The organism is Streptomyces sp. P9-2 (assembly GCF_051903975.1).
GTDB lineage: Bacteria > Actinomycetota > Actinomycetes > Streptomycetales > Streptomycetaceae > Streptomyces > Streptomyces cellulosae.
Genome location: NZ_CP192633.1, coordinates 1,929,523 through 1,943,762 on the forward strand (window position 1 = coordinate 1,929,523; position 14,240 = coordinate 1,943,762).

Consider the following 14,240-nt stretch of genomic DNA (forward strand, 5'->3'; position numbering starts at 1 on the left):
CAGTTGGCCCCGGAAACCGGACCTGGCGGTTCCAGCCGCGCCTGCTCCCTTCGGCGTGGCCCGTCTACGGCAGATGAGCGGTGCCCGTCACGGCGTCCCGACGAGCGTTGTCGTCCGACGCGCCGCCCCGCGCCGGTGAGGCGTCCGGTCGCGGCGTACGCACATGCAGGTCGCGGGCGTGATCGTCGGCGTTGACCCGCCGTGTCCGGGTGGGCAGAATCGGCGGGTTCGGGGTGATCGGGTGGGGCAGTGGGGGACGGGTTGATGTTCGACCGACGTAGGAATCAGCTGAACGCGATCGCTTTCAACGCCTCGGCTCCGACCGACGTCTTGCTGCGGCTGCTGCATCAGGAGGCCGCCGGTGCGTGGGGGGCCTTCATGGCGCGCCCATTGCCGGACGAGGTGGTCGACGCGATCGTCGTGCATCCGGAGCGGCGTCTCCGTGCCACGTTCGCGGAGAGTTTCGCGGTCTCCGGGGAGCAGCGCGGACGGCTGGTCGACGATCCCCATTTCCGCGTCCGACAGGTGCTCGCCAACGCGCCGAACCCTTTCCGTTCCGGCGCTCCGTCGCTTCCGCTCCCCGTGCAGCGGCGGCTGCTCGACGACCCCGAGCCGATCGTGCGGAGGGACGCGGCCTTCTACGGCAACTTCGACGATCGGTTGATCGCCGGGCTCTGCGACCACGAGGACGCGTTCATGCGGGAGGCCTCCTGTGGCTCTTGGTCCCTGCTGTCCGAGAGTGAGCGTGAGCGTCTGCTGCACGACCCGGACGACGACGTCCGGCAGCGGTCCAGGATCACAGCCTGCGGTGACGATGCCTTCTGGACCGGCGTGCTTCTCGAGAGCGGGCTGGACGCCAGTCCCCGGCGGGACGTCATCCGGTACGGAGCCATGACCGCCGCGCTCGCCGAACAGGTCGCGGCCGGCGACGACGCGTGGGACCGGCAAGCGCTGGCGCTCAACACCCGCGCTCCCCTCGATGTCGTACGGAAGCTCGCGGACGACCCTGAGCACAGCGTCCGTCTGGCCGTGTCGGTCCGCCCGGAGTTCACGGAGGCCGAGCGGGCCGCCATCGATTTCACGGTCGGCCCGTCCGACCGGCTGGGCCCCGTCGAGTGGGTGCGCACCTGCGAGGACGCCGACGTGCTGCGCGACTGCGCGCGGTCGTCCCACACCTGGCTCCGGCGCAGTGCCGCCTTCGCCGAGCACCTGCCCGCCGACGCCGTCGAGCTGCTGTCGCACGACGACGACTACGCCGTACGGCTGCTGCTGTGCGAGAGACAGCCGACCGTGGACGGGGAGGTGGTGCTGGAGACCTACCTGAAGTGCCAGGTCATCACCAAGAGCCTGCTGCTGTCCCACCGGAACTTCCCCAAGGCCGGCCTCGCGAAGCGCTTCGCCGACGACCCGGACCCGGTCAAGCGGGCCCTTGCGGTGTTGGATCCGGACGTCGACGCCGACGTACTGGCCCGCCTGCTGGCCGACGACGAGAGCTCCGTGAGCAGTGCGGCGGCCGGGCACCCCGCCCTGCCGCCCGCCCTGCTGCTGCGGGCGTGCGACGAACCGGCGACCGCGACCTCGGCCCTCCGCAACCCGTCTCTCCCGGCCGACGTCATGCACGGGCGCCTCGACGCCCTCGGCGTCCCCCGCTAAGCACCAGCGGGTCTCAGGGTGACGTCTCGCCCCGCACCAAGGGGTGGCACACCGGCTGGACGTCCTCGGGGAGGGCGTCCGGCTCGCACCAGCGGGCCTCCAGGATCTCGAGGGGGTCGAGCCGGAGTTCGCCGCCGAGGAGGCGGGCCTCGAAGGCCACCTCCATCCGCGTACGGAAGCCGCTGTTCAACATGACCAGGCGGCCGGCCTCCACGTCGAGGCCGGTCTCCTCCTTGACCTCGCGCACCACCGTCGCCCGGAAGTCCTCGCCCTTGCGCGCGAAGCCGCTCGGCAGGCCCCACTGGCGGCCGGGCGGCCACATCCGGTGCTTCAGCAGCAGCACCCGTCCCTCGTCGTCGCGCACCACACCCGTCACGCCGACCACGAACTTGGCGTGCAGCAGCCACACGATGCGGCTCTGCAGCGGACGCAGCAGCCGCCAGACACGGACCAGGAGTCGTCGCACGGAACCTCAGCCGTAAGGGGGAGCGGACGGGGTGTCACCAGGGGGAACCGTACCGGGTAGGACGTCCGCACCGTGGACGGAGTTGACCCGGACGGGACACCGGTCGCATTGTCAGGCATATAAACACTTCACGGTACTGACGTAGTCCAATACGCTGGACCCGTGAGTCCACCGAGGTGCACACTCGGTGCAGTCGCGCCTCACTCGCACCGCCCGCGTCTCCTACGTCCCTGGAAGGCACCGTGACCACGCCCAGCGCCGCCACCCCGTCCACCGCTTCCGGACAGGTCCACGACCCGGCCCCCGCGCAGGCCGGCGCACCGGGCGGCCGCCGCGGCACCCTGGGGCCGGTCGGACTGGTGCTGGCCGGCGGGATCTCCGTGCAGTTCGGCGGGGCGCTCGCCGTGACGCTGATGTCGCGCGTCGGCGCGCTCGGGGTGGTGACGATCCGCCTCCTCGTCGCGGCCGTGGTGCTGATGGTGCTGTGCCGGCCGCGGCTGCGCGGGCACTCCCGCGCCGACTGGGGCACGGTGATCGTCTTCGGTGTCGCCATGGCCGCGATGAACGGCCTCTTCTACCAGTCCGTCGCCCGCATCCCGCTCGGCCCCGCGGTCACCCTGGAGGTGCTCGGCCCGCTCACCCTCTCCGTGCTCGCCTCCCGGCGCGCGATCAACCTCGTGTGGGCCGCGCTCGCCCTCGCCGGCGTGTTCCTCCTCGGCGGCGGAGGCTTCAGCGGCCTCGACCCGGTGGGCGTCGCCTTCGCGCTGGGCGCCGGGGCGATGTGGGCGGCGTACATCGTCTTCAGCGCCCGGACCGGGCGCCGCTTCCCGCAGGCCGACGGACTCGCGCTCGCCATGGCGGTGGCGGCGCTGCTGTTCCTGCCGCTGGGCGTGCTGGAGTCCGGCGCGAAGCTGCTGAACCCGACGACCTTCGCGCTGGGCGCGGCGGTCGCGGTGCTGTCGTCCGTCCTGCCGTACACCCTCGAACTCCTCGCGCTGCGACGCCTGCCCGCGTCCACGTTCGCGATCTTGATGAGCCTGGAACCCGCCCTCGCGGCCACCGCCGGCTTCCTCGTCCTCGACCAGGCCCTCGCCGCGACGGAGGCGGCCGCCATCGCGCTCGTGATCGTGGCGAGCATGGGGGCGGTGCGGACGCAGGTGGGGCGGGGAAGGGCGAGGAAGACCCCGGGCGGCTCCTGACGATCGCGGGGCGCCGAGGTGCGGCGGGACTGGAGCCGCTTCGGTCTCTCCCAGCAGCCGGTTTTCTGACGAACGGCTCGTGAGGCGGGTGCGGCGTCGCCTACCGCGCGGCCGGGTAGGGTACGGGCACGCGCAGGGGGGAGCGGCATGCTGGCGGGGGCGTTGGGCGATCTGATGCTGGGGCTGCTCGCCAGCTGTCTGAGCGGCCTGGCGGTGTGGCTGTGGCAGCGCGGCAAGCACACCCGTGAGCTGAGGCTGCGGATGAGCGTGGTCGGCGCCCGGCCCGGCGACACGTGCCTGATCGTCATGAGTAACAAGTACGGCGCTCCGGGCGCCACGGATCACCACGACGTCCAGGCGATGATCGAGGCGGCCGTCGTCAGCCACAGCCTGGAGTGCGAGGTCGAGGTCGTCCGTGGTGACGACTTCCGCGGGAGCAACGGCAACCGGCCCGAGTTCTGCATCGGGGGCCCGCTCGGGGCGAACGCCCGCAGCGCGGGTCATGTCGCGCACACCCTGCCCGGCGTCACGTTTCACCTTTACGACCACCCCGAGCACCCGCTGGCCATCGAGGTGGGCGGGGCGCTCCATCGATGGAGCAGCGACAACGAGGCGTATGCGCTTCTCGCCAAGTTCACCGCTCCCGGCGGTGAGCGCCCCGTCATCCTGGTCTGCGGGCAGACCGCACTCTCCAACCACGCCGCCCTCTACTTCCTGCGCCGGTCGTACGGCCGGATAGTGGACACGGTCGCCTCCACCGACCGCTTCTGCCTGCTGCTGAAGGTGCCCTCGGTCCGCACCTACGGCCATCAGGGCGTCGTCCTGGAACGCGACGTCACGGACGTCGCCTTCCAGCACGGGGCGTGAGCCCGCAAGCTCCCACGGCATGCCGCCGAAGATCACCTCGTAGGCTGTTGATCAACTCATCGGGACGACGGGGAGGGAACCGATGACGCATACGGCCGAGGTGTTCCAGCCGCTGCAGGACGACGATCCGCGCACCGTGGGGGGTTACCGGCTCGCCGCGCGGCTGGGCGCGGGCGGGATGGGGGCGGGTGTACCTCGCGCACACACGGGGCGGCCGGGCGGTGGCCGTCAAGGTCGTACGGTCGGAACTGGCCGACAACCCCACCTTCCGGCGGCGCTTCGCCCAGGAGATCAGGGCGGCCCGGACGGTGAAGGGCGCGTACACCGCCGAACTGATCGACGCGGATCCGGAGGCTGTACCGCCCTGGCTGGCCACGCTGTACGTGCCGGGCCCCTCCCTCACGGAGGCCGTCGCCCGGCGCGGGCCGCTGCCCGAGACGGCGGTGCTGTGGCTGACGGCGGGGATCGCCGAGGCGTTGCAGGCCATCCACGGGGCCGGGATCGTGCACCGGGACCTCAAGCCTGCCAACGTCCTGCTGGCCTCCGACGGGCCGCGCGTCATCGACTTCGGCATCGCCCGCGCCGCCGACGCCACCGCGCACACCGCCACCGGCACCACGATCGGCACGCCCCACTTCATGGCCCCCGAGCAGGCGTCCGGCGGCGAGGTGTCGGCTGCCACGGACGTCTTCGCGCTCGGGCAGACGGCGGCCTTCGCGGCTCTGGGCCGACCGCTGTACGCGGACGGGCCGGCGGTGAGCGTGCTGTACCGGATCGTGCACTCCGCCCCCGACCTGTCCGAACTGCCCGACCGGCTGCGCGGCTTGCTCGCCCGGTGCCTGGCCGAGGCCCCGGAAGCACGGCCCACCCCCGCGGAAGTCGTCGCCTGGTGCCGCGAGGAACTGGCGCGGGACACCGACACCGGATCCGGGTCGGCCGTCTGGCGGGAGATCGCCGTGCCGGAGGTGACGGTGCCGCCGCCGGTCGTGTCCCCGGACACGGCCGTGCCGCCCACAATGGCGCACACGCTGCCGGTGACCGCCCCGACGCCGTGGACGCCGCCGTCGGGGCCCGTCCACGCGCAGGCGCCGGGGCTGCCGGGGGGCCGCCCGGACCGGAGGGGCGCCGGAGCCGTCGGCGACGTCCGGCCCTGTACGCGGCGGCCGGCGTCGCCGCGGTCGCGCTGGTGATCGCCGCCGCCTGGTCGGTCATGGAGGCGACGGGCCGGGGGACGGTCGCGACGACGGGCGCGGCAAGGACACGGCCGCCTCCGCCCCCGCGACGCCGGGACCGGCGGAGAAGGAGAAGACGGGAGCCGGTGGCGGCGCGACGGATGCGGAGAAGTCCGCGCGACGAGTCCGGGCCGGACGGTGACGGTGCGTCGACGGCCGGTGCGGGAGCGGGGACCGACGCGACGGATGCCGGGACCGACCGGGCGGCGGGCGCGACCGGGACGCCGCGGGCGTACGGCTACAGCGGCCGGATGCTGACCGCCGACAACTCTCTGCGTACGAGTGACGGCGAGGTGTCCGACGACCGAAAGGGGGACATCCGGTTCGGCTGCTCCATGGCGGGGTGCGAACTGGACAGCGACACCGTGGTGTTCACCCAGATCTTCGGCGACCCGGGCGAAGGCACCTATGACACGTGCAGCATGCTCACCGCGAACCAGAAGCCCGGCGCCCACCCGCTGGCCGCCTCCGCGGCAGGCACCGAGATCTGCTTCCGGGACGGCGAAGGCAACGTCGGCCTTCTGGTCATCCAGGTCAAGTCGACCGCCATGCCGGACCTGGGTTTCGTCAGGGCGGACATGACCGTCTGGAAGGACTGACAGGCTGAGGCGCGGACGAAGGCGGTGTCTCCGTGCGGGGCCGCCCGATCCGTCGCCGCGGCCCGCCACGTTGGTAGCGCCTACAGCCCCGGCCTCTGGTGTCTGCACGGCCTGAGCATTCCCGCAGGCCCTCCGCCATGCCGGACGGCGTACGGCTGATTTCCGACGGAGGTGCGGGGGCGGGGCGACGCCGCCGGGGTGCGCTGGTGGACCCCGGCGGCGCATGGTGTTCGGCCGGTTATCTCCCTACCGGCTCTGCAACCAGGCCAGTATCAAGGAGAAGAGGGCGGCTCCGGCTGCTGAGCCCGCACCTCGCAGAACCTGGGTTGCTCCTGCCCGCCCCCAGGTCTTGAAGAACTCGCGGGCCTTCTTCCGGAAGACAGGACCGGAGGAGTCGTTACACTGCATGAGTAGGGTGTCCCTTTCTGATCAGTGAGGGTCGCTCTGCCAGGGGAGCCCCGGGCCGGATGCTTGCCGGCTAGGCCTGAGGCTCCCTTTTGTGTGGACGGTGTTCCCTGTGGCGGGTGCGCTGCGTGTTCCCGCTGAGGCGGACGCCGCCCTTCCGACTTCCATGCCTAGTGAATCAATCGCCCTGAAACGATCCTTGTCAGGTCAATGTGTGATCACCGATAATTCCCCTCGTGTGTCTTGACGGGAAAATGGAGGTGCAGTGATTCACTCACGAGGCATATGGAAGAAGAGTTCGTACAGTGAGAGTGGTGCTTGCCTGGAATTCAGGGCGCAGGAAAGAGTTCACCTGCGCGACTCGAAGTTCCCCTTGGTGCGTCACGTGTCGTGCACTGCCGATGCCTGGGGTCGATTCATCGAGTACGTCAAATCATCGAAATCCTCTCTCTAGGTTTCTTTCGCGCATCTCCTCATGCGGCCGCGGGTACGCCCTCCATGATGCTTTCGGCGACTTCGCGCTCCACTTGCCAGAAGACATCCAGGTAGTCCGCCGGTGAGCGACGTGCTCCGTACCTCGGCATGGACTCGCTGAGGAGAACGTCACCGTCGGGGTTCTCGAGGTAAGCAACTAGGTCGTCCGATCCGCCGCTGAATTCGAAGATCTGGTAAGGCGTCCGGAAGAGGGGGTAAATGCCCTTGCGGAAGGGGACGTACTGGATCTGCACGTTCGGGTACTCGTTGATCCGGAGCAGGGCCTCGAGCTGCTGCTGCATGAGGGAGTCGCTGCCGATGGTCCGCCTCAGCACCGACTCGTCCAGGATGAAGAAGAACTCGGCTTCGGTGTTGTCGAGGGCTTGCTGGCGGCGCATGCGGAGTTCGACACTCAATTCCAGGTCCCGGCCTGTCCGGAACTCGCCGAGGATGGCGCGTGCGTATTCTTCGGTCTGCAACAGTCCAGGAACGACGTTACGCTCGAAGTTGCGCACAATGGACGCGCTTTCCTCGTATGAGATGTAGGCTTCCAGTTGTGGAGTCATCACGTTCTTGTAGGGCGCGTACCAGGATGGCTGGCGGGCGGCCTTCGCCAGGGACACCAATTCGGTGCCCTCTTCATCGCTGATGCCGTAATGCTGCACAAGCGCCATCGCGTCCGTGATGTTGACGCCGATCTTTCCGTTCTCGATGCGGATCACCTTGGAGGGTGACCAGCCGAATGCCTCGGCCACCTGCTGCTGCGTCATCCCCGCGGCCTCTCGTGCCCGCTTGAGGCGATCCCGCAGGCGCTGGCGCAGGAACATCGGGTTTTCGGACATGGACGGCAGCCCTTTCTCGTCGTGACACACCTGTGCGCACCGTGTCCGCCAGGGCGGGGGTCGCGGGTTCAACAGGCTAGCGTGCGTCGTGGCTCCGCGCCTGATATCAGGATCATGCCGGGCAGTCTGACCGATTGCTTCAGGCGAGCTGCGGTTGTGACGCATGCATGACTGGCACTTCACGCTCTGCCGCGTGACGGTAGCGCGGCTCGCATGGCGAAACGTTATGAGATGCCACATGGCATAAGCATCCATGCCTGAATGGGCTACGGCAAGAGGTGTTCGCCGTGGCGAGGTGCAGGTGGGAAACAGGTCAATTCAGGAGAACTCGCGGGGCAAATGAGTCCGCGTTTTCCCTCTTGCCGCACCGCCGCAGCTTCGGCTACGGAGACATGCAAGCACGCTTGCTTGTTTCCTGACCCCCTGCCATGCTCCCCCCAACCACGCCGCACACCGCCGTGTCCGTGCCCCGAGGGGAGCGACTCGTGTCCGATCCGACGCCTGTGATCGACGATCTGCGTGAGGAGAGTGAGGAGCTCGACCGGCTGGTGGCCGGGCTGGAGCCGGAGCGGTGGGCGTTGTCCACACCCGCCGCAGGATGGACCGTCGCCCACCAGATCGGGCACCTCGCCTGGACCGACCACTACGCCCTGACCGCCGTCACCGACCCGGACGGCTTCCGCGCGCTCGTCGAGCAGGCCCTCGCCGCCCCGTACACGTACGTCGACGACGGCGCGGAGGAGTACGCCCGTGCCGAGCCCGCCGCGCTGCTCGCCCGCTGGCGGGAGGGGAGGGCGGCGCTGGAGAAGGCGCTGCGGGAGGCGCCGGACGGGGCGCGGTTCCCCTGGTTCGGGCCGCCGATGTCCGCCGCCTCCGTGGCCACCGCCCGCCTGATGGAGACCTGGGCGCACGCCCAGGACGTCGCCGACGCGCTCGGCGTGACCCGCGCCCCCACCGCCCGCCTCCGCCACATCGCCTGGCTCGGCGTCCGCACCCGCGACTTCGCCTACGGCGTGCACGGCCTCACCCCGCCCGCCGACCCGTTCCGCGTCGAACTCACCGCGCCGGACGGCGACGACGTGTGGGCGTACGGCCCCGAGGACGCTCCCCAGCGCGTCACCGGCCCCGCCCTCGACTTCTGCCTCCTCGTCACCCAGCGCGCCCACCGTGCCGACCTGGACCTCATCGCCGACGGGCCCGACGCCGACCGCTGGCTGGACATCGCGCAGGCCTTCGCCGGGCCGCCCGGCGGCGGGCGCGAGCCCGAGGGGAACGAGCCCAAGGGGAACGAGCCCGAGGGGAACGAGCCCGAGGGAGACGGCGCGCGGTGACCGAGGAACCCCTGCGCATCGGCAACTTCTCCGGCTTCTACGGCGACCGCTCCGACGCCCTGCGCGAGATGCTCACCGGCGGCGACCTGGACGTCCTCACCGGCGACTACCTCGCCGAGCTGACCATGCTGATCCTGGCCCGCGACCGGCTGAAGGACCCGTCCGCCGGGTACGCCCGCACGCTTCTGCGCCAGCTCGAGGACACCCTGGGCCTCGCCCACGAGAAGGGCGTCCGGATCGTCACCAACGCGGGCGGGCTCAATCCGGCCGGCCTCGCCCAAGCCGTACGGGAGTTGGCGGACCGCCTCGGCGTCCCCCTCCGCGTCGCCCACGTCGAGGGCGACGACCTCACCGCCCGCCACCCCGGCGCCCTCGCCGCGCACGCCTACCTCGGCGGCTTCGGCATCGCCGAGTGCCTGCGGGCCGGCGCCGACGTGGTCGTCACCGGGCGGGTCACCGACGCCGCCCTGGTCACCGGGCCCGCGGCCGCGCACTTCGGCTGGAAACCGACGGATCACGACCGGCTCGCGGGAGCCGTGGTCGCCGGGCATGTGCTGGAGTGCGGGACGCAGGCCACCGGCGGCAACTACGCCTTCTTCGCCGAGCACGACCCGCGCGAGCTGCTGAAGCCCGGCTTCCCGCTCGCCGAGATCCACCCCGACGGTTCCGGCGTCGTCACCAAGCACCCCGGCACCGGCGGTGTCGTCGACGTCGGCACGGTCACCGCGCAACTGCTGTACGAGACGGGCGGCGCCCGGTACGCCGGGCCGGACGTCACCGCGCGCCTGGACACCGTCAGGCTCACCCAGGACGGGCCCGACCGGGTGCGGATCGAAGGGGTGCGCGGGGAGGCCCCGCCGCCCACGCTCAAGGTCGGCCGCAACCGGCTCGGCGGGTTCCGCAACGAGGTCGTCTTCGTCCTCACCGGGCTCGACATCGAGGCCAAGGCCGCCCTGGTCCGCGAGCAGATGGCCGACGCCCTCGCCACGTCCCCGCCCGCGGAGGTGCGCTGGGACCTCGCCCGCACCGACAAGCCCGACGCCGGCACCGAGGAGACCGCGAGCGCGCTGCTGCGTCTCGTCGTACGGGACCCGGACCAGCAGAAGGTGGGGCGGGTGCTCAGCGGGGCCGCCATTGAGCTGGCGCTGGCGAGTTACCCCGGTTTCCATGTGGTGGCGCCACCGGGGAAGGGCTCCCCGTACGGGGTCTTCGAGGATGTGTACGTGCCCCATGGGGACGTCGACCATGTGGCCGTCCTCCACGACGGGCGCCGGATCACCGTGGAACCGCCCCAGGACACGGCCCCCCTCGACGCCGTACCGAACCCCGCCCTCCCCGAGCCGCTGCCGCCGGGGCCGACCGTCCGGGCGCCGATCGGACGGGTCGTCGGGGCCCGCAGCGGGGACAAGGGCGGGAACGCCAACGTCGGCGTGTGGGCGCGGACCGACGAGGCCTGGCGGTGGCTCGCGCACGAGCTGACCGTCGAGCGGTTCCACGACCTGATCCCCGAGGCCCGCGAGCTGCCCGTCACCCGGCACGTACTGCCGAACCTGCGCGCCCTGAACTTCGTCGTCGAGGGCATCCTCGGCGAGGGCGTCGCCGCGCAGGCCCGTTTCGATCCGCAGGCCAAGGCGCTGGGGGAGTGGCTGCGCTCCCGGCACGCCGACATCCCGGAGGTGCTCCTGTGACGGTCCTCGCGTCCGCCCTGAACCCGTCCGACCCGGATTACCGGGAGCACCGCGAGGCCATGCTCGCCAAGCTGGCCGAACTCGACGCCGAGCACGCGAAGGCCCTCGCGGGCGGCGGCGAGAAGTACGTCGAACGGCACCGCAAGCGCGGCAAGCTGCTCGCCCGGGAGCGGATCGAGCTGCTGCTCGATCCCGACACCCCGTTCCTGGAGCTGTCCCCGCTGGCCGCCTGGGGCAGCGACTGGACCGTGGGCGCGTCCCTCGTCACCGGCATCGGGGTCGTCGAGGGCGTGGAGTGCGTGATCACCGCCAACGACCCCACCGTGCGCGGCGGCGCCAGCAACCCCTGGTCGCTGAAGAAGGCCCTGCGCGCCAACGACATCGCGCTCGCCAACCGGCTGCCGCTGATCAGCCTGGTCGAGTCCGGCGGCGCAGACCTGCCCTCGCAGAAGGAGATCTTCATCCCGGGCGGCGCGATCTTCCGCGACCTGACCCGGCTGTCGGCGGCCGGCATCCCCACAATCGCCGTCGTCTTCGGCAACTCCACGGCGGGCGGCGCCTACGTGCCCGGCATGTCCGACCACACGATCATGGTCAAGGAGCGGGCCAAGGTGTTCCTCGGCGGTCCGCCGCTGGTGAAGATGGCGACCGGCGAGGAGAGCGACGACGAGTCCCTGGGCGGCGCCGACATGCACGCCCGTGTCTCCGGCCTCGCCGACCACTTCGCCGTGGACGAGCCGGACGCGCTGCGCCAGGCCCGCCGGGTCGTCGCCCGCCTCAACCACCGCAAGGCGTACCCCGATCCGGGCCACGCCGAGCCGCCCAAGTACGACCCGGAGGAGCTGCTGGGCATCGTCCCCGGCGACCTGAAGATCCCCTTCGACCCGCGCGAGGTGATCGCGAGGATCGTCGACGCCTCCGACTTCGACGAGTTCAAGCCGCTGTACGGCGCCAGCCTCGTCACCGGCTGGGCGTCCCTGCACGGCTACCCGGTCGGCATCCTCGCCAACGCGCGGGGCGTCCTCTTCAGCGAGGAGTCGCAAAAGGCGGCGCAGTTCATCCAGCTGGCCAACCAGCGCGACATCCCGCTGCTGTTCCTGCACAACACCACCGGCTACATGGTCGGCAAGGAGTACGAGCAGGGCGGCATCATCAAGCACGGCGCGATGATGATCAACGCGGTGTCCAACTCGCGCGTCCCGCACCTGTCCGTACTCATGGGCGCCTCCTACGGCGCCGGCCACTACGGCATGTGCGGCCGCGCCTACGACCCCCGCTTCCTGTTCGCCTGGCCCAGCGCCAAGTCCGCCGTGATGGGCCCGCAGCAGCTCGCCGGCGTGCTGTCCATCGTCGCCCGCCAGTCCGCGGCGGCGAAGGGACGGCCGTACGACGACGAGGCGGACGCGGCGCTGCGCGCCATGGTGGAGCAGCAGATCGAGTCCGAGTCCCTGCCGATGTTCCTGTCCGGGCGGCTGTACGACGACGGCGTCGTCGACCCGCGCGACACCCGCACCGTCCTCGGCCTGTGCCTGTCCGCCGTCCACACCGCGCCCTACGAGGGCGCGCGCGGCGGCTTCGGCGTCTTCCGGATGTGAGGCAGCAACCCGTGATCACCACCGTCCTTGTCGCCAACCGCGGCGAGATCGCCTGCCGTATCGCCCGCACCTGCCGCGACCTCGGCGTCGCGACCGTCGCCGTGCACTCCGACGCCGACGCCGGCGCCCTCCACACCCGCGTCGCCGACACCGCCGTACGGCTCCCCGGCTCCGCGCCCGCCGACACGTATCTGCGCGGCGACCTGATCGTGAAGGCCGCCCTCGCGGCCGGCGCGGACGCCGTGCACCCCGGCTACGGGTTCCTGTCCGAGAACGCCGGCTTCGCGCGCGCCGTCCAGGACGCGGGACTGGTGTGGATCGGTCCGTCGCCGGAGGCGATCGAGGCGATGGCGTCCAAGACGCGCGCCAAGCAGCTCATGGGTGTCGAGCCGCTCACCGGCGTCACCGAGGCCGACCTGCCGGTGCTGGTGAAGGCCGCGGCGGGCGGCGGCGGACGCGGTATGCGCGTCGTACGCCGCCGCGCCGACCTGGACGCCGCGCTCGCCGCCGCCCGCGCGGAGGCGGCGAGCGCCTTCGGCGACGGGGAGGTGTTCGTCGAGCCGTACCTGGAGAACGGCCGCCATGTCGAGGTGCAGGTCCTCGCCGACACCCACGGCACGGTGTGGGCGCTCGGCACCCGCGACTGCTCCCTCCAGCGCCGCCACCAGAAGGTGATCGAGGAGGCCCCGGCGCCCGGCCTCTCGGACGCGCTCACCGGGGAACTCCACATGCTCGCCGTACGCGCCGCCCGCGCGGTCGGCTACGTGGGCGCCGGCACCGTGGAGTTCCTGGTCGCCGGCGACCGGGCGCACTTCCTGGAGATGAACACCCGGCTCCAGGTCGAACATCCCGTCACCGAGGAGGTGTTCGGCGTCGACCTGGTCGCCCAGCAGATCCGGGTCGCGGAGGGTCACGCCCTGGACCCGGAGCCGCCCGCCCCGCGCGGCCATGCCGTCGAGGCCCGCCTCTACGCCGAGGACCCGGCCCGTGACTGGGCCCCGCAGACCGGCCGCCTCCACCGCCTCGCCGTCCCCGGCGGCGTGCGCCTCGACACCGGCTACGCCGACGGCGACGACGTCGGCGTCCACTACGACCCGATGCTCGCCAAGGTCGTCGCCCACGCCCCCACCCGCGCGGAGGCGGTCCGCAAACTGGCCGCCGCCCTGGAACGCGCCGTGATCCACGGCCCCGTCACCAACCGCGACCTCCTCGTCCGCTCCCTGCGCCACGAGGAGTTCACCCAGGGCCGTATGGACACCGGCTTCTACGACCGCCACCTGCCGGCCCTCACCGAGCCCGCCGCCGACCCGTACGCCCCGCTCGCCGCCGCCCTCGCCGACGCGCACGGCCGTTCCCGCTTCGGCGGCTGGCGCAACGTGCCGTCGCAGCCGCAGGTCAAGCGGTACGCGATGAACGGCGAGGAGCACGAGGTCCGCTACCACCACACCCGCACCGGCCTCACGGCCGACGGCGTGACGGTCGTCCACGCGGACGCGTCCCTGGTGATCCTGGAGACCGACGGAGTACGGCGCCGCTACGAGGTCGCCCGCTACGGCGACCACGTCTACGCGGGCCCCGCGGCCCTGACGGCCCTCCCCCGCTTCCCGGCCCCCGAGGCGGACCACGCCCCCGGCTCCCTCCTCGCCCCGATGCCGGGCACGGTGGTGCGCATCGCGGAGGGCGTCACGGACGGCGTGACGGTGGAAGCGGGCCAGCCACTGCTCTGGCTGGAGGCGATGAAGATGCAACACAACATCACGGCCCCCACCACAGGCACCTTGACCACCCTCCACGCAAGGGAGGGCCAACAGGTGGAGCTCGGCACCTTGTTGGCGGTCGTGGAGCCACACACGCCCTAGGGACGCGGGGAACTGCGCGAGCAACCCCCA

At 71.6% G+C, this 14,240-nt stretch carries 12 protein-coding genes; 10 read left to right on the plus strand and 2 right to left on the minus strand.

Going from position 1 to position 14,240, the window contains the following annotated elements; genetic code table 11:
• The first annotated feature begins 264 nt into the window (after nucleotides 1-264).
• Complete coding sequence (locus ACQY0Z_RS09135) at nucleotides 265-1,653, plus strand: hypothetical protein (protein WP_439812071.1); 1,389 nt, start codon at nucleotides 265-267, stop codon at nucleotides 1,651-1,653.
• 13 nt (nucleotides 1,654-1,666) lie between these two features.
• Here the strand turns inward: ACQY0Z_RS09135 and ACQY0Z_RS09140 are convergent, their stop codons facing one another.
• Entirely contained in the window at nucleotides 1,667-2,119 is a 453-nt protein-coding gene (locus tag ACQY0Z_RS09140; protein WP_439812072.1) for an NUDIX hydrolase, read from the minus strand.
• A gap of 242 nt (nucleotides 2,120-2,361) precedes the next feature.
• On the opposite strand from ACQY0Z_RS09140, the gene ACQY0Z_RS09145 reads away from it, so the two are divergent.
• From ACQY0Z_RS09145 to ACQY0Z_RS09165, 5 genes are all read left to right on the plus strand, one after another.
• On the plus strand, nucleotides 2,362-3,318 hold the full coding sequence (locus ACQY0Z_RS09145; protein WP_439812073.1) for an EamA family transporter: 957 nt from the start codon (nucleotides 2,362-2,364) through the stop codon (nucleotides 3,316-3,318).
• A 147-nt stretch (nucleotides 3,319-3,465) separates the two neighbouring features.
• Nucleotides 3,466-4,185 (plus strand): hypothetical protein, encoded by a 720-nt coding sequence (locus tag ACQY0Z_RS09150; protein ID WP_439812074.1) that lies wholly within the window; start codon nucleotides 3,466-3,468, stop codon nucleotides 4,183-4,185.
• A gap of 188 nt (nucleotides 4,186-4,373) precedes the next feature.
• Entirely contained in the window at nucleotides 4,374-5,375 is a 1,002-nt protein-coding gene (locus ACQY0Z_RS09155) for a serine/threonine-protein kinase (protein ID WP_439812075.1), read from the plus strand.
• Nucleotides 5,376-5,503: 128 nt separating this feature from the next.
• The gene (locus tag ACQY0Z_RS09160; RefSeq protein ID WP_439812076.1) at nucleotides 5,504-6,016 is read left to right on the plus strand and encodes a hypothetical protein; all 513 of its coding nucleotides are present in this window, start codon (nucleotides 5,504-5,506) and stop codon (nucleotides 6,014-6,016) included.
• Nucleotides 6,017-6,686: 670 nt separating this feature from the next.
• Nucleotides 6,687-6,875 (plus strand): DUF397 domain-containing protein, encoded by a 189-nt coding sequence (locus ACQY0Z_RS09165; RefSeq protein ID WP_439812077.1) that lies wholly within the window; start codon nucleotides 6,687-6,689, stop codon nucleotides 6,873-6,875.
• 19 nt (nucleotides 6,876-6,894) lie between these two features.
• Here ACQY0Z_RS09165 and ACQY0Z_RS09170 read toward each other — a convergent pair whose 3' ends face one another.
• Nucleotides 6,895-7,737 carry a helix-turn-helix domain-containing protein gene (locus ACQY0Z_RS09170; protein ID WP_439812078.1) on the minus strand — a complete coding sequence of 281 codons (843 nt, stop codon included), beginning with the start codon at nucleotides 7,735-7,737 and terminating at the stop codon, nucleotides 6,895-6,897.
• 485 nt (nucleotides 7,738-8,222) lie between these two features.
• Between ACQY0Z_RS09170 and ACQY0Z_RS09175 the strand changes: the two genes are divergently transcribed.
• The 4 genes from ACQY0Z_RS09175 to ACQY0Z_RS09190 are packed head-to-tail and all read left to right on the plus strand — an operon-like array spanning nucleotide 8,223 to nucleotide 14,210.
• The gene (locus ACQY0Z_RS09175) at nucleotides 8,223-9,068 is read left to right on the plus strand and encodes a TIGR03084 family metal-binding protein (protein ID WP_439812079.1); all 846 of its coding nucleotides are present in this window, start codon (nucleotides 8,223-8,225) and stop codon (nucleotides 9,066-9,068) included.
• Nucleotides 9,065-10,756, plus strand: coding sequence for an acyclic terpene utilization AtuA family protein (locus tag ACQY0Z_RS09180; RefSeq protein WP_439812080.1), 1,692 nt, complete (start codon nucleotides 9,065-9,067; stop codon nucleotides 10,754-10,756). The genes ACQY0Z_RS09175 and ACQY0Z_RS09180 overlap by 4 nt, the downstream gene beginning before the upstream one ends.
• Nucleotides 10,753-12,351: an acyl-CoA carboxylase subunit beta gene (locus ACQY0Z_RS09185; RefSeq protein ID WP_254587924.1), complete on the plus strand. Its 1,599-nt coding sequence runs from the start codon at nucleotides 10,753-10,755 to the stop codon at nucleotides 12,349-12,351. The genes ACQY0Z_RS09180 and ACQY0Z_RS09185 overlap by 4 nt, the downstream gene beginning before the upstream one ends.
• Nucleotides 12,352-12,362: 11 nt before the next feature.
• Nucleotides 12,363-14,210, plus strand: coding sequence for an acetyl/propionyl/methylcrotonyl-CoA carboxylase subunit alpha (locus tag ACQY0Z_RS09190; RefSeq protein ID WP_347224998.1), 1,848 nt, complete (start codon nucleotides 12,363-12,365; stop codon nucleotides 14,208-14,210).
• The last annotated feature ends 30 nt before the right edge of the window (nucleotides 14,211-14,240 follow it).

What these genes read in the sequence shown, in the direction of transcription:
- ACQY0Z_RS09135 (WP_439812071.1), top strand. Translation starts at nt 265, where the DNA reads ATGTTCGACCGACGTAGGAATCAGCTGAACGCGATCGCTTTCAACGCC.
- ACQY0Z_RS09150 (WP_439812074.1), top strand. Translation starts at nt 3,466, where the DNA reads ATGCTGGCGGGGGCGTTGGGCGATCTGATGCTGGGGCTGCTCGCCAGC.
- ACQY0Z_RS09170 (WP_439812078.1), bottom strand. Translation starts at nt 7,737, where the DNA reads ATGTCCGAAAACCCGATGTTCCTGCGCCAGCGCCTGCGGGATCGCCTC.